Origin of the sequence: Sedimentitalea nanhaiensis DSM 24252 (assembly GCF_000473225.1) — a bacterium.
Classification (GTDB): Bacteria; Pseudomonadota; Alphaproteobacteria; order Rhodobacterales; family Rhodobacteraceae; genus Sedimentitalea; species Sedimentitalea nanhaiensis.
The window spans coordinates 45,318-60,519 of the sequence record NZ_AXBG01000027.1 but is presented as its reverse complement, the minus strand read 5'-3'; the positions used below and the strand labels follow the sequence as shown (position 1 = coordinate 60,519).

Annotated in this window: 14 protein-coding genes and 1 pseudogene; 4 read left to right on the top strand and 11 right to left on the bottom strand. The window is 61.5% G+C overall.

Going from position 1 to position 15,202, the window contains the following annotated elements; all coding sequences use genetic code 11:
- Positions 1-10 precede the first annotated feature (10 nt).
- From NANH_RS25015 to NANH_RS28245, 3 genes are read right to left on the bottom strand one after another with little or no spacing between them, the layout of a single operon-like run.
- Positions 11-922, bottom strand: coding sequence for a sulfotransferase (locus NANH_RS25015; protein WP_051372175.1), 912 nt, complete (start codon positions 920-922; stop codon positions 11-13).
- The gene (locus tag NANH_RS28250; protein WP_074920743.1) at positions 919-2,013 is read right to left on the bottom strand and encodes a class I SAM-dependent methyltransferase; all 1,095 of its coding nucleotides are present in this window, start codon (positions 2,011-2,013) and stop codon (positions 919-921) included. The genes NANH_RS25015 and NANH_RS28250 overlap by 4 nt, the downstream gene beginning before the upstream one ends.
- The gene (locus tag NANH_RS28245; RefSeq protein WP_154665548.1) at positions 2,010-2,375 is read right to left on the bottom strand and encodes a hypothetical protein; all 366 of its coding nucleotides are present in this window, start codon (positions 2,373-2,375) and stop codon (positions 2,010-2,012) included. Before NANH_RS28245 ends, NANH_RS28250 begins: the two co-directional genes overlap by 4 nt.
- Before the next feature lie 155 nt (positions 2,376-2,530).
- On the opposite strand from NANH_RS28245, the gene NANH_RS28240 reads away from it, so the two are divergent.
- Positions 2,531-2,803, top strand: a complete 273-nt coding sequence (locus NANH_RS28240; protein ID WP_154665547.1) for a hypothetical protein — start codon at positions 2,531-2,533, stop codon at positions 2,801-2,803.
- Positions 2,804-3,000: 197 nt separating this feature from the next.
- Here the strand turns inward: NANH_RS28240 and gmd are convergent, their stop codons facing one another.
- The 3 genes and pseudogenes from gmd to NANH_RS29890 form a co-directional block, all read right to left on the bottom strand.
- Positions 3,001-4,122, bottom strand: a complete 1,122-nt coding sequence (gmd, locus tag NANH_RS0100690) for a GDP-mannose 4,6-dehydratase (RefSeq protein ID WP_027260323.1) — start codon at positions 4,120-4,122, stop codon at positions 3,001-3,003.
- Positions 4,123-4,124: 2 nt separating this feature from the next.
- Entirely contained in the window at positions 4,125-5,228 is a 1,104-nt protein-coding gene (locus NANH_RS25010) for a hypothetical protein (RefSeq protein ID WP_139236577.1), read from the bottom strand.
- A gap of 269 nt (positions 5,229-5,497) precedes the next feature.
- Positions 5,498-5,596, bottom strand: a pseudogene (locus tag NANH_RS29890) (IS481 family transposase); the annotation flags it as partial.
- Between the two features lie 89 nt (positions 5,597-5,685).
- Between NANH_RS29890 and NANH_RS0100675 the strand changes: the two are divergent.
- Positions 5,686-6,711 carry an IS110 family RNA-guided transposase gene (locus NANH_RS0100675; RefSeq protein ID WP_027260321.1) on the top strand — a complete coding sequence of 342 codons (1,026 nt, stop codon included), beginning with the start codon at positions 5,686-5,688 and terminating at the stop codon, positions 6,709-6,711.
- 486 nt (positions 6,712-7,197) lie between these two features.
- On the opposite strand, the gene NANH_RS27310 is transcribed toward NANH_RS0100675, so the two are convergent.
- Positions 7,198-9,279 carry a calcium-binding protein gene (locus NANH_RS27310; protein ID WP_051372173.1) on the bottom strand — a complete coding sequence of 694 codons (2,082 nt, stop codon included), beginning with the start codon at positions 9,277-9,279 and terminating at the stop codon, positions 7,198-7,200.
- Positions 9,280-9,579: 300 nt separating this feature from the next.
- Between NANH_RS27310 and NANH_RS0100665 the strand changes: the two genes are divergently transcribed.
- Together NANH_RS0100665 and NANH_RS0100660 are read left to right on the top strand one after the other, a co-directional pair.
- Positions 9,580-10,080: a hypothetical protein gene (locus NANH_RS0100665; protein ID WP_027260320.1), complete on the top strand. Its 501-nt coding sequence runs from the start codon at positions 9,580-9,582 to the stop codon at positions 10,078-10,080.
- Positions 10,077-11,042, top strand: a complete 966-nt coding sequence (locus NANH_RS0100660) for a glycosyltransferase family 2 protein (protein ID WP_027260319.1) — start codon at positions 10,077-10,079, stop codon at positions 11,040-11,042. The genes NANH_RS0100665 and NANH_RS0100660 overlap by 4 nt, the downstream gene beginning before the upstream one ends.
- Positions 11,043-11,075: 33 nt before the next feature.
- Here the strand turns inward: NANH_RS0100660 and NANH_RS0100655 are convergent, their stop codons facing one another.
- The 4 genes from NANH_RS0100655 to NANH_RS24995 all read right to left on the bottom strand — a co-directional run bounded on the left by NANH_RS0100655 (position 11,076) and on the right by NANH_RS24995 (position 15,159).
- A complete protein-coding gene (locus NANH_RS0100655; protein ID WP_027260318.1) occupies positions 11,076-11,504 on the bottom strand; it encodes a VOC family protein in 429 nt (142 codons plus the stop codon).
- Positions 11,505-11,541: 37 nt separating this feature from the next.
- Positions 11,542-12,690 (bottom strand): UDP-galactopyranose mutase, encoded by a 1,149-nt coding sequence (glf, locus tag NANH_RS0100650; protein ID WP_027260317.1) that lies wholly within the window; start codon positions 12,688-12,690, stop codon positions 11,542-11,544.
- Between the two features lie 34 nt (positions 12,691-12,724).
- Positions 12,725-13,054, bottom strand: coding sequence for an IS1096 element passenger TnpR family protein (locus tag NANH_RS29740; RefSeq protein WP_367889539.1), 330 nt, complete (start codon positions 13,052-13,054; stop codon positions 12,725-12,727).
- 275 nt (positions 13,055-13,329) lie between these two features.
- On the bottom strand, positions 13,330-15,159 hold the full coding sequence (locus tag NANH_RS24995; protein ID WP_051372172.1) for a glycosyltransferase family 2 protein: 1,830 nt from the start codon (positions 15,157-15,159) through the stop codon (positions 13,330-13,332).
- Positions 15,160-15,202 lie beyond the last annotated feature (43 nt).

Sequence of the window (15,202 nt, the reverse complement as noted above, 5' to 3'; positions counted from 1 at the left end):
GGTGTGGCCTTCAATATCCCAGGCGCAGGCACAGGGCACTGAAATGCTTGCTCTGTTCGCATTGCCGGGCGATCTCGTCGGGCACCTCGCGCCGGGCGCGCGGCAGGATCCTGGGTCCGCTCCGACCGCTGCCCCCGGTCAGCGGCATCAGAATCGTCAGATCCTCCTGAACCCCGGTAAACGGCAGATCCAGCGCCGCACAGATGGCACCCAGCTGGGTCTCGGGATCGGCGGTGAAGTCCTCGTAGCGGAAAATCTCGATCCCCTCGTAGGCGTCCAGAAACGCCAGATAGCGGCGGGCATATTCATCCGCGGTCTGCGGCGTGAAATGCACCCAGCCATTGTGCCGCAGCGACAGCAGGGAATCCAGCGGATGGCGCACCGTCACCACCGAGCGCACCGGATATCGGCGCAGCAGCAACGCGCGCAGGGCGAGATAATCATGCGGGGCCTCCCCCTGGCAGAACTGCGAATGCGCGTGGTCGCGCAGCACCAGCCGGCGGCCGGTGCTGCGGCAATGCTCCACCAGCGGGGCCAGCGCGCCCAGGAACACCTCTTCGATCACCGCGTCGGGAATCTCGCGGGTGCTGGAGCGCAGATGCCGGATCAGGTCGGTCGGCGCGAACGGCTTTTTGTGGCGCTCGTTGCTGGATCGGCTCAGCGGATCGATCTCGCTCAGCAGGACGGTATTGGGCTGCAACCCCAGATGACGGGCAATCACCGTACCGCCGGTGCAGGCGAAATGATGCAGGCTGCGCACCGGTTCGGCCCGGGTCTGGGTTTCGGACCTGCTGCGGCATTGGGCGATCAGATCGGGCAGGGGTTTGGCCAGGCGCGGGGTCAGCACCGCCTGGCTGTCATGCGCGGCCAGCAGCGCCCGGGCGGTTTCGATGCGCGCGCGCAGATCGCCCGGATCGCTCATGTCCCGCCCTTCCCCGCCCTATCCCGATCCTGGCCCGCATCGCGCTTCAGGCGCGGGCTGTCGGGCGCGGGCTCCAACCGGCGCAGATGATCCGAGACATCGCCCAGCTGCAGCGCCAGCTGGCCCAGCAACGCATCCTGGCTGTCCTTGACCGCCTGCAACTCTGCGTGCCGCTCCTGCAGCTCTTTCAGATCGGCGGCCACCAGCGCCTGCAGGCGCAGCGCGCGGACCAGATTGGCCCCGGCAACCCTGATCTCGGCCTCGCGGGTCTCGCGTTCGCCCGCCTGGGCCTCGCGTTCGGCCTGCAGCGCCTCCAGCTGCCCGGGCAGGGCGCGCAACCGCGCAAGCTCGGTCTCCTGCGCATCGACCTGCCCCCGCAGCCTGCCCAGTTCCATCGCCTGTTCCGCCAGCTGCCCCCCCAGCTTCCCGACCTGGGCCAGCTGCTGTGCGGCCTGCGCCTCGGCGGCTTCGCGGGCGGCGTTGGCCGCGTCCAGACGGCGCTGCAATTTTTCCAGCAGAACGTCGCGCTGAAACCGCAACTCGGGCCAGTCCGGATCTTCCGCGTCCGCGCGGGAGATCAGCCGAAATGCCCGCCCCTGCATCAGCTCGATCACCGATTGCGCATCGCTGCCGGGCCCATAGAGCGGCGCGGCACCAACGGTCAGGCGCACCGAATCGAACCGGATCAGCGCTTCCGCCGTCACCAGCCCCGCCAGCAGATCCGCCACCGCACCGGGGGCATCGCAGCGCAGCATATGCCCGGTGCCCCGCACCCCGGCCCGTTCGATCAGATCCTGCGGCGACAGGGTGGTGACCTGCCGGGTGGCGACCTGCGTCAGCCCCGGCATCAGCTGCGACAGCGCCTCGGGCACCTGCAGCCCGGACAGGGCGGCGAAATTGCAACGATGGAACGGTGCCTGGCCGCTGTCCGGGGCCACCGCCGCCGCGATCACCTGCACCCGCGCATCCCCCTGCGCGTGCAGCCCAGGCCCATGTTCGGGATCCGGCTCGACCAGAACCACCCGCGCGGCTCCGGAGGTCAGGTCCGGCGTTGCACCGCAGCCGATATGCAGCAGAACCGGGTCGCTCATCGTGAACCTGCCACCGCCAGCCGCGCCCGGCGCAGCGGTGCCGTGACCTTCCACGAGGTCGAGGCAAACAACGCGTCGATCTCCTGACGGCTGTGGTTCAGCCCGGCCTGCAAATCCCTCCGCTCGACCATCAGGGCGCGATGCCCGTCCAGCAGGGCGGCGATCTGGCGCGCCTGTTCGGCCAGAGCGGTTTCCAGCCGCACCCGGTCCAGCTCGGCCGCCGCGCGCAGGGCGGCCAGCTCGGCGGCGGCGGCATCGCGATCCGCGATCCGGTCCCGGTATTCCTGTTCCAGCGCCTGCTGGGCCGTCTTCAGTTGCAATTGCAGCAGATCGGTCTGTTCCGCCCCCCCCTGCCCGGCCACGTTCAGCGTCTCCCAGACCGCTGCAAGCTGTGCGGCATCCCCCGCGCGGACCGACCGGGGCGACAGCCCGCCGGCGGCCCGACAGCCCGCCGGCGGCCATCTCGTCGGCCAGATCCCGCAGCGGCGCCAGGGTCATGGCCGCATGGGCGGCCAGGATGTCATGGATATCGCGCGCACCGGTCGCATCCTCTCCGCCGACGGCGGCGGGCACCGCCCCCGCGGGCCGTTCCAGCCACTGCGCCAGCCGCTCGGCCAGCGCCTCGGGCGCGGCGGCAAAGGCATCGGCATCGACCAGGAATATCTCGCGGCGGCCCATCCGCCACCGTGCCAGGATCGCCTGCGCCTGGGTCTGCCAGCCGGACATCGCCTGCGCCGGTGGCGCGCCATCGCGCAGCGCCGGGGCAATCTGCACCTCGGGCGCATCATAAATCAGAACCGCGCGCCCCGCACCGGGCAGGGCCGCGAGCGCGTCAGCCTGCCAGAGCCGCACCGCATTGCCCAGCACCGCCCCGAGCCAGTCCCGGCACAGCCCGTCCTTCAGCCTGGACAGGTTGAGATAAGCAAGCTGCATCATGTCCTGTTCCGCCACCATCCGGTTGTCTCCGTCTTCCTGTGTGACCCGGGCTCAGCTTTCGACCGAATGCGCCACCGCATAGCCATGGCTGCGCAGCAGCGCCGTGCGCCGCGCCGCATCCAGGTCCTGGGCCACCATCTCGGCGCACATCTGTTGCGCGGTGATCTCGGGCACCCAGCCCAGCCGCGCCTTGGCCTTGGCCGGATCGCCCAGCAGGGTTTCCACCTCGGCCGGGCGGAAATACCGCGGATCGATGCGCATGATCACATCGCCGGGGGCCAGGGCCGGGGCGGCCCCGCCCTTGATCGCATCGACAATGGCCACCTCGTCGGTGGCGTTGCCTTCAAAGTGCAGCGAAATCCCCAGCTCGGCCGCCGACCAGGTGATGAACTCGCGCACGCTGTATTGCTTGCCGGTGGCGATAACGAAATCCTCTGCACGCGCCTGTTGCAGCATCATCCACTGCATGCGCACATAATCCTTGGCATGACCCCAGTCGCGCAGGCTGTCGATGTTGCCCATATACAGGCACGGCTCCAAGCCCTGCGCGATATTGGCCAGACCGCGGGTGATCTTGCGGGTGACGAATGTTTCGCCCCGGCGCGGGCTCTCGTGGTTGAACAGGATGCCGTTGCAGGCATACATGCCGTAAGCCTCGCGGTAGTTCACCGTGATCCAATAGGCATACATCTTGGCCACCGCATAGGGGCTGCGCGGATGAAACGGCGTGGTCTCGGTCTGCGGGGTCTCCTGCACCAGGCCATACAGTTCCGAGGTCGAGGCCTGATAGAACCGGGTCTTTTTCTCCAGCCCGAGAAAACGGATCGCTTCCAGCAGACGCAATGTGCCGATGGCATCCACATCGGCGGTGTATTCGGGCGACTCAAAGCTGACCGCCACATGGCTCTGCGCGCCCAGGTTATAGACCTCGTCGGGCTGCACCTGCTGGATGATCCGGGTCAGGTTCGAGGTGTCGCTCAGATCGCCGTAATGCAGCTGGAACCGGGCGTGGTCCACATGCGGATCCTCATAGATATGATCCACCCGCTGGGTGTTGAAGGACGATGCCCGGCGCTTGATCCCATGCACCTCATAGCCCTTGTCCAGCAGGAATTCCGCCAGATAGGATCCGTCCTGCCCGGTGACCCCGGTAATCAATGCCGTCTTGCTCATGCTCACCTCGTGCTGGTGCCCTTCGATACGGCGGATTGCCCTGGGTCACAAGACGGATCGCCCCCCGGCAGGGCCGCCGCCCGGTCCAGAACGCCCTGCAACTCGGCCAGCAGCGCCGCCCGCAGGCGGGTGCGCTCGGCCAGCAGCGCCCCGGTGTCGCCAAACAGCGCCGCCAGCCGCACCTGTGCCGCGTGATAGGCATCGCGGAACCCGTCGTCCACAAACGGCACGGCGGCACGGGCCGCGGCCTCTTGCGGGCTCAGCCCATACAGGTTCAGCCACGCGGCCGGCGGCAGGCCCAGATCGTGCACCCGATGCCCGGGGCCGGCGACATACAGCGGCCGCGCCCCGCAGGCAAAGGCATCAAACAGCTTTTCCGTCAGATATCCGGGCTGATGGGTGTTCTCGATCGCCCCCATGCTGCGACAGTGATCGTCCAGCCGCATCAGCTTGTCGAAATGCCAGTTGTTCAGCTGAAACCGGCTGATCCCGCCCTGCCAGCTCTGCCCCAGCCGCTCGACCGCGCCGGTGTCGCAGGCCAGCGCCATCCGGCTGCGCCAGTCGCACAGCGCAATGGTGTCCCCTGCCGGCCAGCGCCCGTCATACGGCGCGCCCATGCGGCGCTCGAACATGAACGTCAGATCCACCGCCCTGTCGGCAAAGGCGCGTTTCCAGTGCCCTGCCCCACGGGCCGCGTTGCGCGCAAAGCGCCAGCGATAGGCATTCACGAAACGGTTGTTGGTCAGCAGGTAATAGGGAATGCGCGCAAAGCGGAAAATCGCCGAGGTGTGATGATTGAGCTGCACCACCGGCAGGGCGCCAAACGCGGTGTCGATGACGATATCGCGCTCCAGCGGGCGGCGGGTGCAGGTGGTGTCCCAGAACGGTTCTTCCGACAACAGCACCACGGGGCGGCGGCGCGCGCGCCAGTCCATCACCAGATCGCGCGGCGCATCCCTGATCCCCAGACCGCGGGTGAACAGATAGAGATCCGCCTGTTCGGGGCGCGCGACCCGTTCGACGGCCCCCTCAAACAGCGGGGCCAGAGCGCGATAACTCAATGGCGACCGGTTGATATCGCACCCGGCCATGAAGACCCTGATCATTGCCGTTGCCTGTCTCATTTCAGGGTCGGTTTAGGGTAGTTTGCGTCTGATTGGAAACTTCGGCTCGGTCAGTCAGGACTGGCTTACCCTTTCCGGCCCCATCCGTTCCGCCCTTTCAATATTCGGGAGGGCTTGGGGTTCCTCACATTGGGCGTGTATGTGAAACTGCGCCTTTCACAACAAACACGACACCGGCCCCGAGTTTACGACAATTTTCTGGCCGAGGTCTGCCGGCAGGTCGAGGTGCACCGGTTGAAGCTGAGGGTGGCAGAAGCGGCGGTCTTCAAATCTTCGACCGTCGCACGCTTACGCCACTTCGCGACGGTTTTGGGATTGATGCCCAACTCCTTGCTCAGCTGCGCGAGCGAAGTGCCCCTCTTGATGGTGTGGACGCCCCCTCACGGCATCGTTGTGCCAAGGTAGCGGTGTCGAAACGTGCTACTAGGAGGAAGCGCCCATGAAAAAGGTTAGCATTGTAGGATTGGATATTGCCAAGAATTCGTTTCACGCACATGGCTGCGCCAAAGACGGATCGAAGGTTTTTAGCAAGGCGCTGCCGCGCGGTCGTGTGTTGGAGTTTTTTGATCAGGTTGAGCCCTGCATCATCGCTTTGGAAGCTTGCGCGGGGGCGCATCACTGGAGCCGGGAGCTTTCCAGACTTGGTCACGATGTCAGGCTGATCGCCCCGCAATACGTCAAACCCTATGTGAAGCGGCAAAAGAACGATGCGAATGATGCCGAAGCTATCGCTGAAGCAGCGTCGCGGCCGACCATGCGTTTTGTGGCGGCCAAGACCACCGAGCAGCAAGGGCAGTCGATGGTACTCAAGACCCGCGACCTGTTGACCGGGCAACGCACCCAGACAATCAACGCATTGCGCGGGCATTTGGCTGAGCATGGAATTGTCGCGCCGAAAGGCCCTCAGCATCTGCCTCGATTGGAAAGAGCTGTGGCTGAGAATGCAGACCACTTGCCACCTGAAGTCATCGGCCTTTGCCAGATATTCTTCGATCTCATCGCCGGGCTAGGCGATCGCATTGATGCTCTGACACGACAGCTCCGCCAGGTTGCCCAGCACAATGATGTTGCACGCAGATTGATGACCATGCCGGGGATCGGCCCGGTGACGGCGGTATCGATTGCCGTGCTGGCTGCACCGCCAGAAATGTTCAGCAAGGGGCGCGACTTCGCAGCCTGGGTCGGGCTGGCACCACGCCAGCATTCTACGGGCGGTAAAACAAGGCTGGGCAAGATATCAAAAATGGGTCAGCGCGACCTGCGGCGTTTGCTGATCATCGGTGCCATGTCCGCGATCCAAGCCGCACAAAAGCGCGGCGGCGCGCCAGATGGGTCGTGGCTGGCCCGTATGTTGGCTCGCAAACCTAAAATGCTGGTTGCAGTTGCGCTGGCAAACAAGATGGCGCGGATGGCATGGGCGATCATGGTTCATGGCGGCGTCTACGAGACCCCTGCCAACGCCTGAGTGCGAAGGCAGGCTGGGGTGCGGTGGTTCTGAACGGAGGTCATGGCAAAGCGTCGACGAGATCAGGAATGGGAAAACCAGTAATGTCCCGAGTAGCTTATACTACGGCCTCTCGTTTTGGACCTGTTCCTCGAACTCACCATGAGGGCCCGCGACGTTGAAGGTCGCAACCAGAGGCCGGATACACGAAGGAACTCGACCGCAGTGCTGTTGCCAAAGTCAAAGAAGCCGCTTGCAACCCCGGGGGCGTCCATACACGGGACATTGCTGCGCAATGCCCTGCCGGGCAGTGGATCGCTGTATTGCAGCTCTGACGGCGTACGTGCCCTCCCGGCAGATTTGTCTTGCAAATCGCCTGCTGGGGAACAGTGCGTGGCGCTCCCGTGACGAACTTATCCCATATGGCTTCCTTCTATTCCTGCGAAAGGATCGCACCATCAAACCGTGGTATCAAACACCTAGGAACCGCGGAGCTTTGCTTCACAACTACAAGAACAAGAAGCTGTCGACCATAATATCCGTCGGATCCAGACCGGTCAGGAATACTGTGCCCTCCCCAGTGTCAATTAATGTCCCCTGATCCTTGGCCATGATCACAAGGTCGGCTAGTTCCAGATCAGGGATATCGAGCCGGATGTTGTCCTGGCCCGGAGTGAAATCGGTGATCGTGTCACTGCCGTGTCCGGATGAAAAGACAAACAGATCCGCACCGGCCTCGCCATGGTATACGTCATTGCCGCCGCCATCGTGAAAGGTGTCGTTGCCGTTGCCGCCGAACACCGTATCCACGCCCGCAAAGCCGCCCTGCGCACGGTCAAAAAACACATCATCCCCATTGCCCAGATAGACCTTGTCCCGCCCCCAGCCGCCCCAGACGCGATCATTGCCGTCGCCGCCATAGAGTGTATCGTCGTGACTCCCGCCATAGATGCGGTCGTTGCCAGTGCCGCCCTCAAGGATATCATCACCGCCAAAGCCCATGATGGTGTCATCACCACCACGACCAACGACATGGTCTGCCGTCGACCCGACTTCAGTTATTTCAATCCTGAGATTTGCCCACGCATGTATGTCGAAATCCAGGGAACCAAATGACCCGGTCTTCCCGTCCGTGTACAGAACAGCGGCCTTCGCGCGTGGGTCCGCACCGCCCGCACCATTGTCCCACAATTCAGTTCCCGTGACGAAGAAGTGCTCTGGCAAGGGCAAATCGGAAAAGGTCAGAGAAAGGTTCTCTTGGTCGGAACCGCTTCTTTCCGAAACGAAGAACACGCTACGATGTTCGTCTGCGAAACCATGAACGTCAAGTATCCCCTCTTCTGCCCAATCCAGAACCGGGGTCAGGCCAACCAAGCTATCAGACATCAGTCGAAACATTTCGCCAGACAGCGTCACTGTATTTCCGTCCGTGGAAAGCAGGGTTATCGCCTGTGTGGTATCGAAGGTGAGCGGCCAAATATGAGCGGACTGGATGCCGTTAGTGACGATTTCGAAAAAGTTTTCGACCATCATTGAGGCATGTTGCGAACCTCTGTTCTGCTCGGCATTTCGTGCATTCGTGTTCCATTCCGAGACATGGAATTCCATCGGTTCGGCGGTTTCCGAGCGATCGAGAATCTCCTCCAACCTACCAAACTGTGAAAAGAAGAAATCATGGCTCTGATCCACGCCTGCAAAGCCCGAGCTTTGATAATAGTGCTGCACAAGCCCATCAATCGCATCCGGCGCATCGGCGAACTTGTTGATTTCCTCCGCCATCTGGAACAACTGCTTATAGGCCGTACCTTGACCCGCCACGGTGGTTTTTACCCAACCGTCGGGCGGCACACCGCCATATTGTTTCTGGATATCTCCTTCTGTGAAGGCCCAGGACATGCCGTGCTTGGTCCCGACATAGACCGTGATGTCGTCCTTTGGGGAATACAGGCGCGATGCAGAGGAATGGGTCTGGACGATGACATCAACATCCGGCTCGCCAAGCGCCGCCAATTTTTCTTGTAGCGCTGGGGTTACGCCTCCCACCACGCGACCATATTCCGCTGCGGTCATTTGTCCGCTGGCCCAGAATTCGTTTCCGAGTTCAAAGCCGGCCAGGGTCACGCCGTATTTTTTGGCCTCCTCAACAACCGTTACCACGAACGCCAGCAGATTTTCCAAGTACCCTGGATCGATGTCTTCTCTCTGGCCATAGGAGCCATCGATCATCGCGTCCGCAGCATTTTCCCCGAAAGCCATCCGGGTCGGCAAGACCATGGATACGTCCATGTCCTTGGCCGCCGCCTCCTGAAAGAACGCATCCATTGGCAGGAGGGCTTCTTCCGGATTGACATGGGACACCGTTGCGTTTGGGTCTGTCATGTCGAACAGCAACTCAGTCACGGCACCACCGGGATAGCGAAGCGTCTGGATGCCGATCTCTTGCGTAAGCGAACTCATGAGAGATTCGGCGTTTGAGAAATCTTCATCGTAGCTCGTGACCACATTGGATCCGAAATGATCCTCGGCAACGATCACACTGGATTTGATCTCCGCCTGATTTTCGACAGCGAATTTTCCCGAAGCCACCATTTTCCTGCATCACCCAAAGATCAACTTAAGATGAATTGGCCTTAGCAGCGTGGTAAGATTGGGAGATAAATGTGGCGCGAGGGTGTATATCTCACTCCATTTTAACTGCATTTTCCCCCAATTTCTCAAACAAATTGGGTTACTGGCCGCTCTCACGGCCAGTAACTCCCTGCGTTTAAATGAGCTCTCAACATCCGGGAGGAGATATCGTTCCGGACGGAACCCCAACGGGAAAATTCTGGACGATGCCCATGTCATGGTCCACCTAGAGACAACTGACAGCAACCCAGGCCTCCAGCCATGTCCCCTGCCCTTGCCGCGCTGCGCGACGACCTCATCGTCGGCGAGATCACCGACCGGACAGAATTCGCGCCCGGTCTTGCCCTGCTGGCCGACCCTGCCCTGGGCGCGCGCGGCAGCTGGCGCTCGCCCGCCGGGCGGCTGCTGGAGCTGGACATCGCCACGGCGGGGCGCGGCGACTGGATCGCGCTGCACCTGACGCTGGATCTGCCCGATCTGACCCCGCTGACCTATTTCGGCTTCGCCTGCACCGGGGTTGCGCCCCAGGCCCATGTCATCCACCCCTGCCTGCGCTCGGGGGGGCCGGAGGGCGGATTTTCCGACGCCTTCTTTGACCGCCACATCCTGACCCGCACCGACCCGGTGGCGCATGTGGATGCGCTGCACCTGCCGACCCGGCGCCGGGTGCCGCCGCTGGCCCCCTGGCGCGAGCTGGTGCTGTTCCTGCCCACCGTCAGCCTGTGCTGGCACCTGCATGACCTGCGGGTGTTCACCGCATGAGCGCGGCGCTGGATCTGACCGTCGCGATCCCGGTGCACAATGACCGCGACCCGCTGCTGGCCCTGCTGGGCGAACTGAGATGCGCAACCCGCATCGTGGTGGTGGACGACGGCTCGGAGCAGCCCCTGCAACAGGGCGATCTCTGCGCCGCCGCCGGGCTGCCGCCCGAGCGTCTGACCCTGCTGCGCCATGACAGCGCCCTGGGGGCCGGTGCCGCGCGCAATGCCGCGCTGGCGCAGGTGCAGACCGACTATCTGCTGTATCTGGATGCGGACGACCTGCCGACCCGCGAACTGCCGCTGCTGCTGGCCGATCTGGAGGGGCAGGATTTCGATTTCTGCATCTTCCGCCATCACGACAGCCGCAGCGAACAGGAAAATTACTGGGGGCCCGATCCCCACGACCGCGCCCTGTGGCGCGCCGCCGGCAGCGATATCGGCGCGCTGACCCCGGTCGGACCCGCAGCCGCGGCGCAGCTGGTGCAGACCGCCAACTATCCCTGGAACAAGATCTACCGCACCGGTTTTCTGCGCGATCATGGCATCCGCTGTTCCCGGATCCCGGTGCACGAAGATATCGAGCTGCACTGGCGCAGCTTTCTGAATGCCCGCCGGATCCTGGCCAGCGACCGTATCGCGGCGATCCATTTCGTCACCCCCGGCGGCAACCGGCTGACCAATGCGCTGGGGCCCGACCGCTTGCGGGTGTTCGAGCCGCTGACGGCGATCGCCGACGAGATATCGACAACCGGCGTTGACCCCCTGCCCTTTGCCCGCTTTACCGTCGGGCTGCTGGGCTGGATTCACGACCACCTGCACCCCGAGCTGCGCCCCGGTTTCGCGGATCGGGCGCAGGCCTTTCTGAACGCCCCCGCCAACCCGGCGCTGCGCAGCGCGATCGACGACACCCGCCCCGGATTGCGGGCCGATATCGCGGCCCTGTTACAGGCGGACCCGCCCTGATGCAGCCCGATCCAGCCGGGGGGCGGCCGGCGGTTATTTGGCGAACAGTTGATCCATGTCGCGGAAGGCCTTGAGCTCGATGGCATTGCCGGCCGGATCGTTGAAGAACATCGTCGCCTGCTCGCCCGGTTCGCCCTTGAAACGCACATAGGGCGCGATCACGAACGCGACCCCCGCCTCGGTCAGCCGGTCCGCGGTCTGCTGCCAGTCGTCCATATCCATCACCAGGCCGAAATGGCGGCAGGGCACGCCGTGGCCGTCCACCGCGCTGGTTGCGGTTTCGCCCAGCTCTTCGGGGGCCAGATGCGCCACGATCTGATGGCCGAAGAAATCGAAATCGATCCAGGCCTCCGAGCTGCGCCCCTCGCCGCAGCCCAGAAGCCCGGTGTAAAAACCGCGCGCGGCCTCGAGATCGTCGACCGGAAAGGCCAGGTGAAAGGGGCGGATGGGCTGGGTGCTCATTCTCTTCTCCATGACGGACGATGGGGGCGCAAACGCTCTAAAGCGGCGCGGTGAAAAAGGCCGGTGGCTTTGTGCCGTCCTGCGCATGGGCGGCAAAGGCGCGCGCCGCGTCCAGCGCCTCGCGGATGGTCACATCCATGTCCAGATAGCGATAGGTGCCAAGGCGTCCGACAAAGCTGACCCCCTGTGCCTGTTCGGCGCGGGCCACGTAATCGGACAACAGCGCCTTTTCCGCCACCTGCCGGATCGGGTAATAGGGGATGTCCTCAGGCTCGGCCGCGCGCGAGAACTCGCGGTAACACACCGACCCGGCGTGCTCTTCCCACGGCGCGAAATGCTTGTGCTCGGTGATGCGGGTATAAGGCACCTCGACCTCGCCGTAATTCATCACCGCGCAGCCCTGGTAATCGCCGTCATAGGTGAAACGCTCGAAATCCAGTGTGCGGTAGCCCAGCCGCCCCAGTTCAAAGTCGAACCAGCCATCCAGCGGGCCGGAATAGAACACATGGTCATAGGCCTCGGCCTGGGCGCGCTCAAACACCGTGTTCAGCCGAACGGCAATGCCCGGATGATCCAGGATCGCTTCGATCATCGCGGTATAGCCCTGCTCGGGCATGCCCTGAAAGCGGTGAAAGAAATAATTGTCGTCATAGTTGAACCGCACCGGCAGGCGTTTGAGGATGCTGGCGGGCAGCGCGCTGGGGTGACAGCCCCATTGCTTCATCGTGTAGCCCTTGAAGAACGCCTCGTAGAGATCCTTGCCGACAAAACGCATCGCCTGCTCTTCAAAGGTCTGCGGATCCTCGATGCTGGTGTCGGCCTGCTCGCCGGTGATGAAAGCGTGCGCCTCGTCCGGGCGCAGGGTCTTGCCAAAGAACTGGTTGATCGTGTGCAGGTTCACCGGCAGCGAATAGACCGCGCCGCCGGTGGTCGCCTTGACCCGGTTCTTATAGGGCAGAAACGCGGCAAACCGGTTCACATAGTCCCAGACCTCGGCGTCATCGGTGTGAAAGATATGCGGCCCGTAGACATGCACCATGACGCCGGTGTCGGCATCGCGCTGGGTATGGCAATTGCCGCCGACGTGGCCGCGGCTGTCCACGACGGTGATCGCGTGCCCCGCCTCGGCCAGATGCCGCCCGATCACCGCGCCCGAAAGCCCCGCGCCCACACAGAGAATATTCATGCTGTCTTTGCCCCTTCTGGCCCGGCCTGATCGTTCATGTGGCCTTTAACGGCAAAACCCGACCCGACCTCAATGGCAATATCTTCATGAAGGCCCTCTCACGATTAAAATTAAAATGAAACAGGGATCCGACAAGCTTGGACAGACAGCGACAGGGTCCATGGTTAATCGCTTCAACACGGGTCTCGTGCTCCCAGTGATCCCCCATGTCATAGACATAAAAAAACCGCTCGTTGTCGCGGAATTCAAATTCCTGCAGTGAAACATCCGGATTGGAGGCATGCAGTTCAAATGACCCGTATCGCACCGCGTGGATGTCAAAGAGAAACAGATAAATGCTCTCCCAGTCCATCGCCACCTGAATAATACCGTGAACTCACGCAGTCGATGCTGACACCAGAACTCGCCGCCAGTTCATCATCGGGCTGATCCCCAAAAGACGGACTTTCAACTGACAAAATTCTGGAACTTCTGACATCCAAAACCATTGGTAACATCACAGCCGAAATCCAATTGCCCCGTACTTAGCAACACTCTCCTACGTAATCAGGGTGAGCGGGTTTCTGCGAACCAGGTGGCGCGACTGGCATCATTGGCGGGGAGCACAGCGCAGGTTGGTTGCCGATACCGCCCGGGTCGCTATCCCTCTCGTGTATCTGCCTCGCCGCCCGGGGATACATTGAGACGGTTTTCCCAGAAACTCTGGGCCGTCAAGCTATCGTATCCTTTGCGCCATTTTTCTTGCGTAGCCTCATAACCGCGCCACATTTGGAGCATATCTCCTAAAATGGCCTTGGTCGTCTGCCAGGCTTTCCCCTTGTGGTGATGGACCGTATAGCTGCGCGCGCCGTCTGCCGAGATGTATGAGATTTCCGAAGCACCCCATATCGGACGTATCTGCCCTCGCTTTTGATCTGGCAATACGATCCTGTTGGAAACATACCTAAAACCGGGGAGCAGGTGACCGTTAAGGGTTACCTTCATCATGAACCGTGGCAAAAGGCGAGACGCAGGAATCCAGGCCCGTGAACGTGCTTTTAACGCATTCGTATCCTGGAACGTTTTCGGGCGTTCTATCCTAGTCAGGTCTCCAATTTCCTTGCGCCGGGTGGAGAGATCGGCATTTTCGCGGAAGAACTCAGGGCCAGCAAGAACATCACGATGGGCCAGATGAACAGCTTCCAGCGTTTCATAATGACAGGCCAGAAAGCTGCGCATCCAGAACCTCGCCATGATTTTCAGTATCCCTTTCCGACCGATCTCCATCTCAGGCAAAGAAAGGTGGTGGGCCAGATGGCTGCGCAGGTCGAGATAGACGGTAAGGGGAGACTCTTTTGTTGAGAAATCTTCATCCTGAAAGGACATTACCCCAGGCAAGGTAACAATTCGAAATTCGTTTGCCAGGCTGAAACTGACATCGTCGCCACGTACGAAAAATGGGAATGGCATATTTTTAACATGTGCGACGGGAAAAGCAAAATACCACCATCCAGCATAGAAATTGCGCGGTTTTTCCTGGGTGCTGGCGAATTCCATTGCAAAGAGCTGTGAAGCGTCACGCAGGTCCACATCCATTTGCTGTGGCTGACAAACATGGTCGAAAAGCGCACCATTTTCCCAGACTTTCCATTTGTGTTGGGAGTTGGCAACCGCACCGGCAACAGCAGTTTTACTGTCTGTCGCATAGGCTAAAAAAATCCAAGTGCGGTCGATCGCTATCATTTGGACCGCAGCATCATCATCCATGAACAGGCAATGGCTCGCCTCACGGTGCTTCGCCTCAAGCAGTCCTCGCGCGAACCCGCCGGAACCGCCTAAATTCTCATTCGGCAATACAGTAACATGCTGCGTGTTGGTGATTTTTGCACTGTTGCCGTTATCGACTACGGTCAGATGGATGTGCCGAGAGTGGGGGGTCGTTTTAAGGAATGCCTCGAACCGCGCCACCGCCTCTTGGACGGCAGCTTCTCGGCGGAAGGTCGTGATGGAAAGCATGAGTTCTGGCGTACGTACCGGGGGCTGCCGTGTCTGCCAAGACGCATCCTGAATCACGCCTCGAGTTGAAAGACTGCGTAGCTCAAAAAATAGCAGTCCTGTGTCGGGAAAGTTGGGGATATTTTGAATATCGGCAACAAAATCCTCGCCAGGCTGTAGGGTGACGATGTCATTATAAACGCGTCCCCAAGACCGTTCTGGGGAAACAAGAAAGATCACCAGTTCGAACTCACCATCGCCTGTCAATGACAGGGAGAGATCGCGCAGATCGCAGTGTCGACGCCACTTTCCGATATTGAACAGATTAGCGTAAGTGTCGAACCGTGCCAGCGCTTGGCGAGGGCATACTATCTCATGACGTTCTTGGGAAAATGCCGCTCCGTCGCTTAGTTTGAAAAACAGATCGCGTTCGGAGGAGATCAGATGATCAGGCCATGCGAGACCTTGCAGCACGAAAAAACTGGTTTTAGACATGACGGTTCCGGGTATGAGAGTTTTCAAGTTACTACGTACAGGC

What these genes read in the sequence shown, in the direction of transcription:
- NANH_RS25015 (WP_051372175.1), bottom strand. Translation starts at nt 922, where the DNA reads ATGAGCGATCCGGGCGATCTGCGCGCGCGCATCGAAACCGCCCGGGCG.
- gmd (WP_027260323.1), bottom strand. Translation starts at nt 4,122, where the DNA reads ATGAGCAAGACGGCATTGATTACCGGGGTCACCGGGCAGGACGGATCC.
- NANH_RS0100665 (WP_027260320.1), top strand. Translation starts at nt 9,580, where the DNA reads ATGTCCCCTGCCCTTGCCGCGCTGCGCGACGACCTCATCGTCGGCGAG.
- glf (WP_027260317.1), bottom strand. Translation starts at nt 12,690, where the DNA reads ATGAATATTCTCTGTGTGGGCGCGGGGCTTTCGGGCGCGGTGATCGGG.
- NANH_RS28240 (WP_154665547.1), top strand. Translation starts at nt 2,531, where the DNA reads ATGTCATGGATATCGCGCGCACCGGTCGCATCCTCTCCGCCGACGGCG.
- NANH_RS0100675 (WP_027260321.1), top strand. Translation starts at nt 5,686, where the DNA reads ATGAAAAAGGTTAGCATTGTAGGATTGGATATTGCCAAGAATTCGTTT.
- NANH_RS27310 (WP_051372173.1), bottom strand. Translation starts at nt 9,279, where the DNA reads ATGGTGGCTTCGGGAAAATTCGCTGTCGAAAATCAGGCGGAGATCAAA.
- NANH_RS0100660 (WP_027260319.1), top strand. Translation starts at nt 10,077, where the DNA reads ATGAGCGCGGCGCTGGATCTGACCGTCGCGATCCCGGTGCACAATGAC.
- NANH_RS24995 (WP_051372172.1), bottom strand. Translation starts at nt 15,159, where the DNA reads ATGTCTAAAACCAGTTTTTTCGTGCTGCAAGGTCTCGCATGGCCTGAT.
- NANH_RS28250 (WP_074920743.1), bottom strand. Translation starts at nt 2,013, where the DNA reads ATGAGCGACCCGGTTCTGCTGCATATCGGCTGCGGTGCAACGCCGGAC.
- NANH_RS25010 (WP_139236577.1), bottom strand. Translation starts at nt 5,228, where the DNA reads ATGATCAGGGTCTTCATGGCCGGGTGCGATATCAACCGGTCGCCATTG.
- NANH_RS0100655 (WP_027260318.1), bottom strand. Translation starts at nt 11,504, where the DNA reads ATGAGCACCCAGCCCATCCGCCCCTTTCACCTGGCCTTTCCGGTCGAC.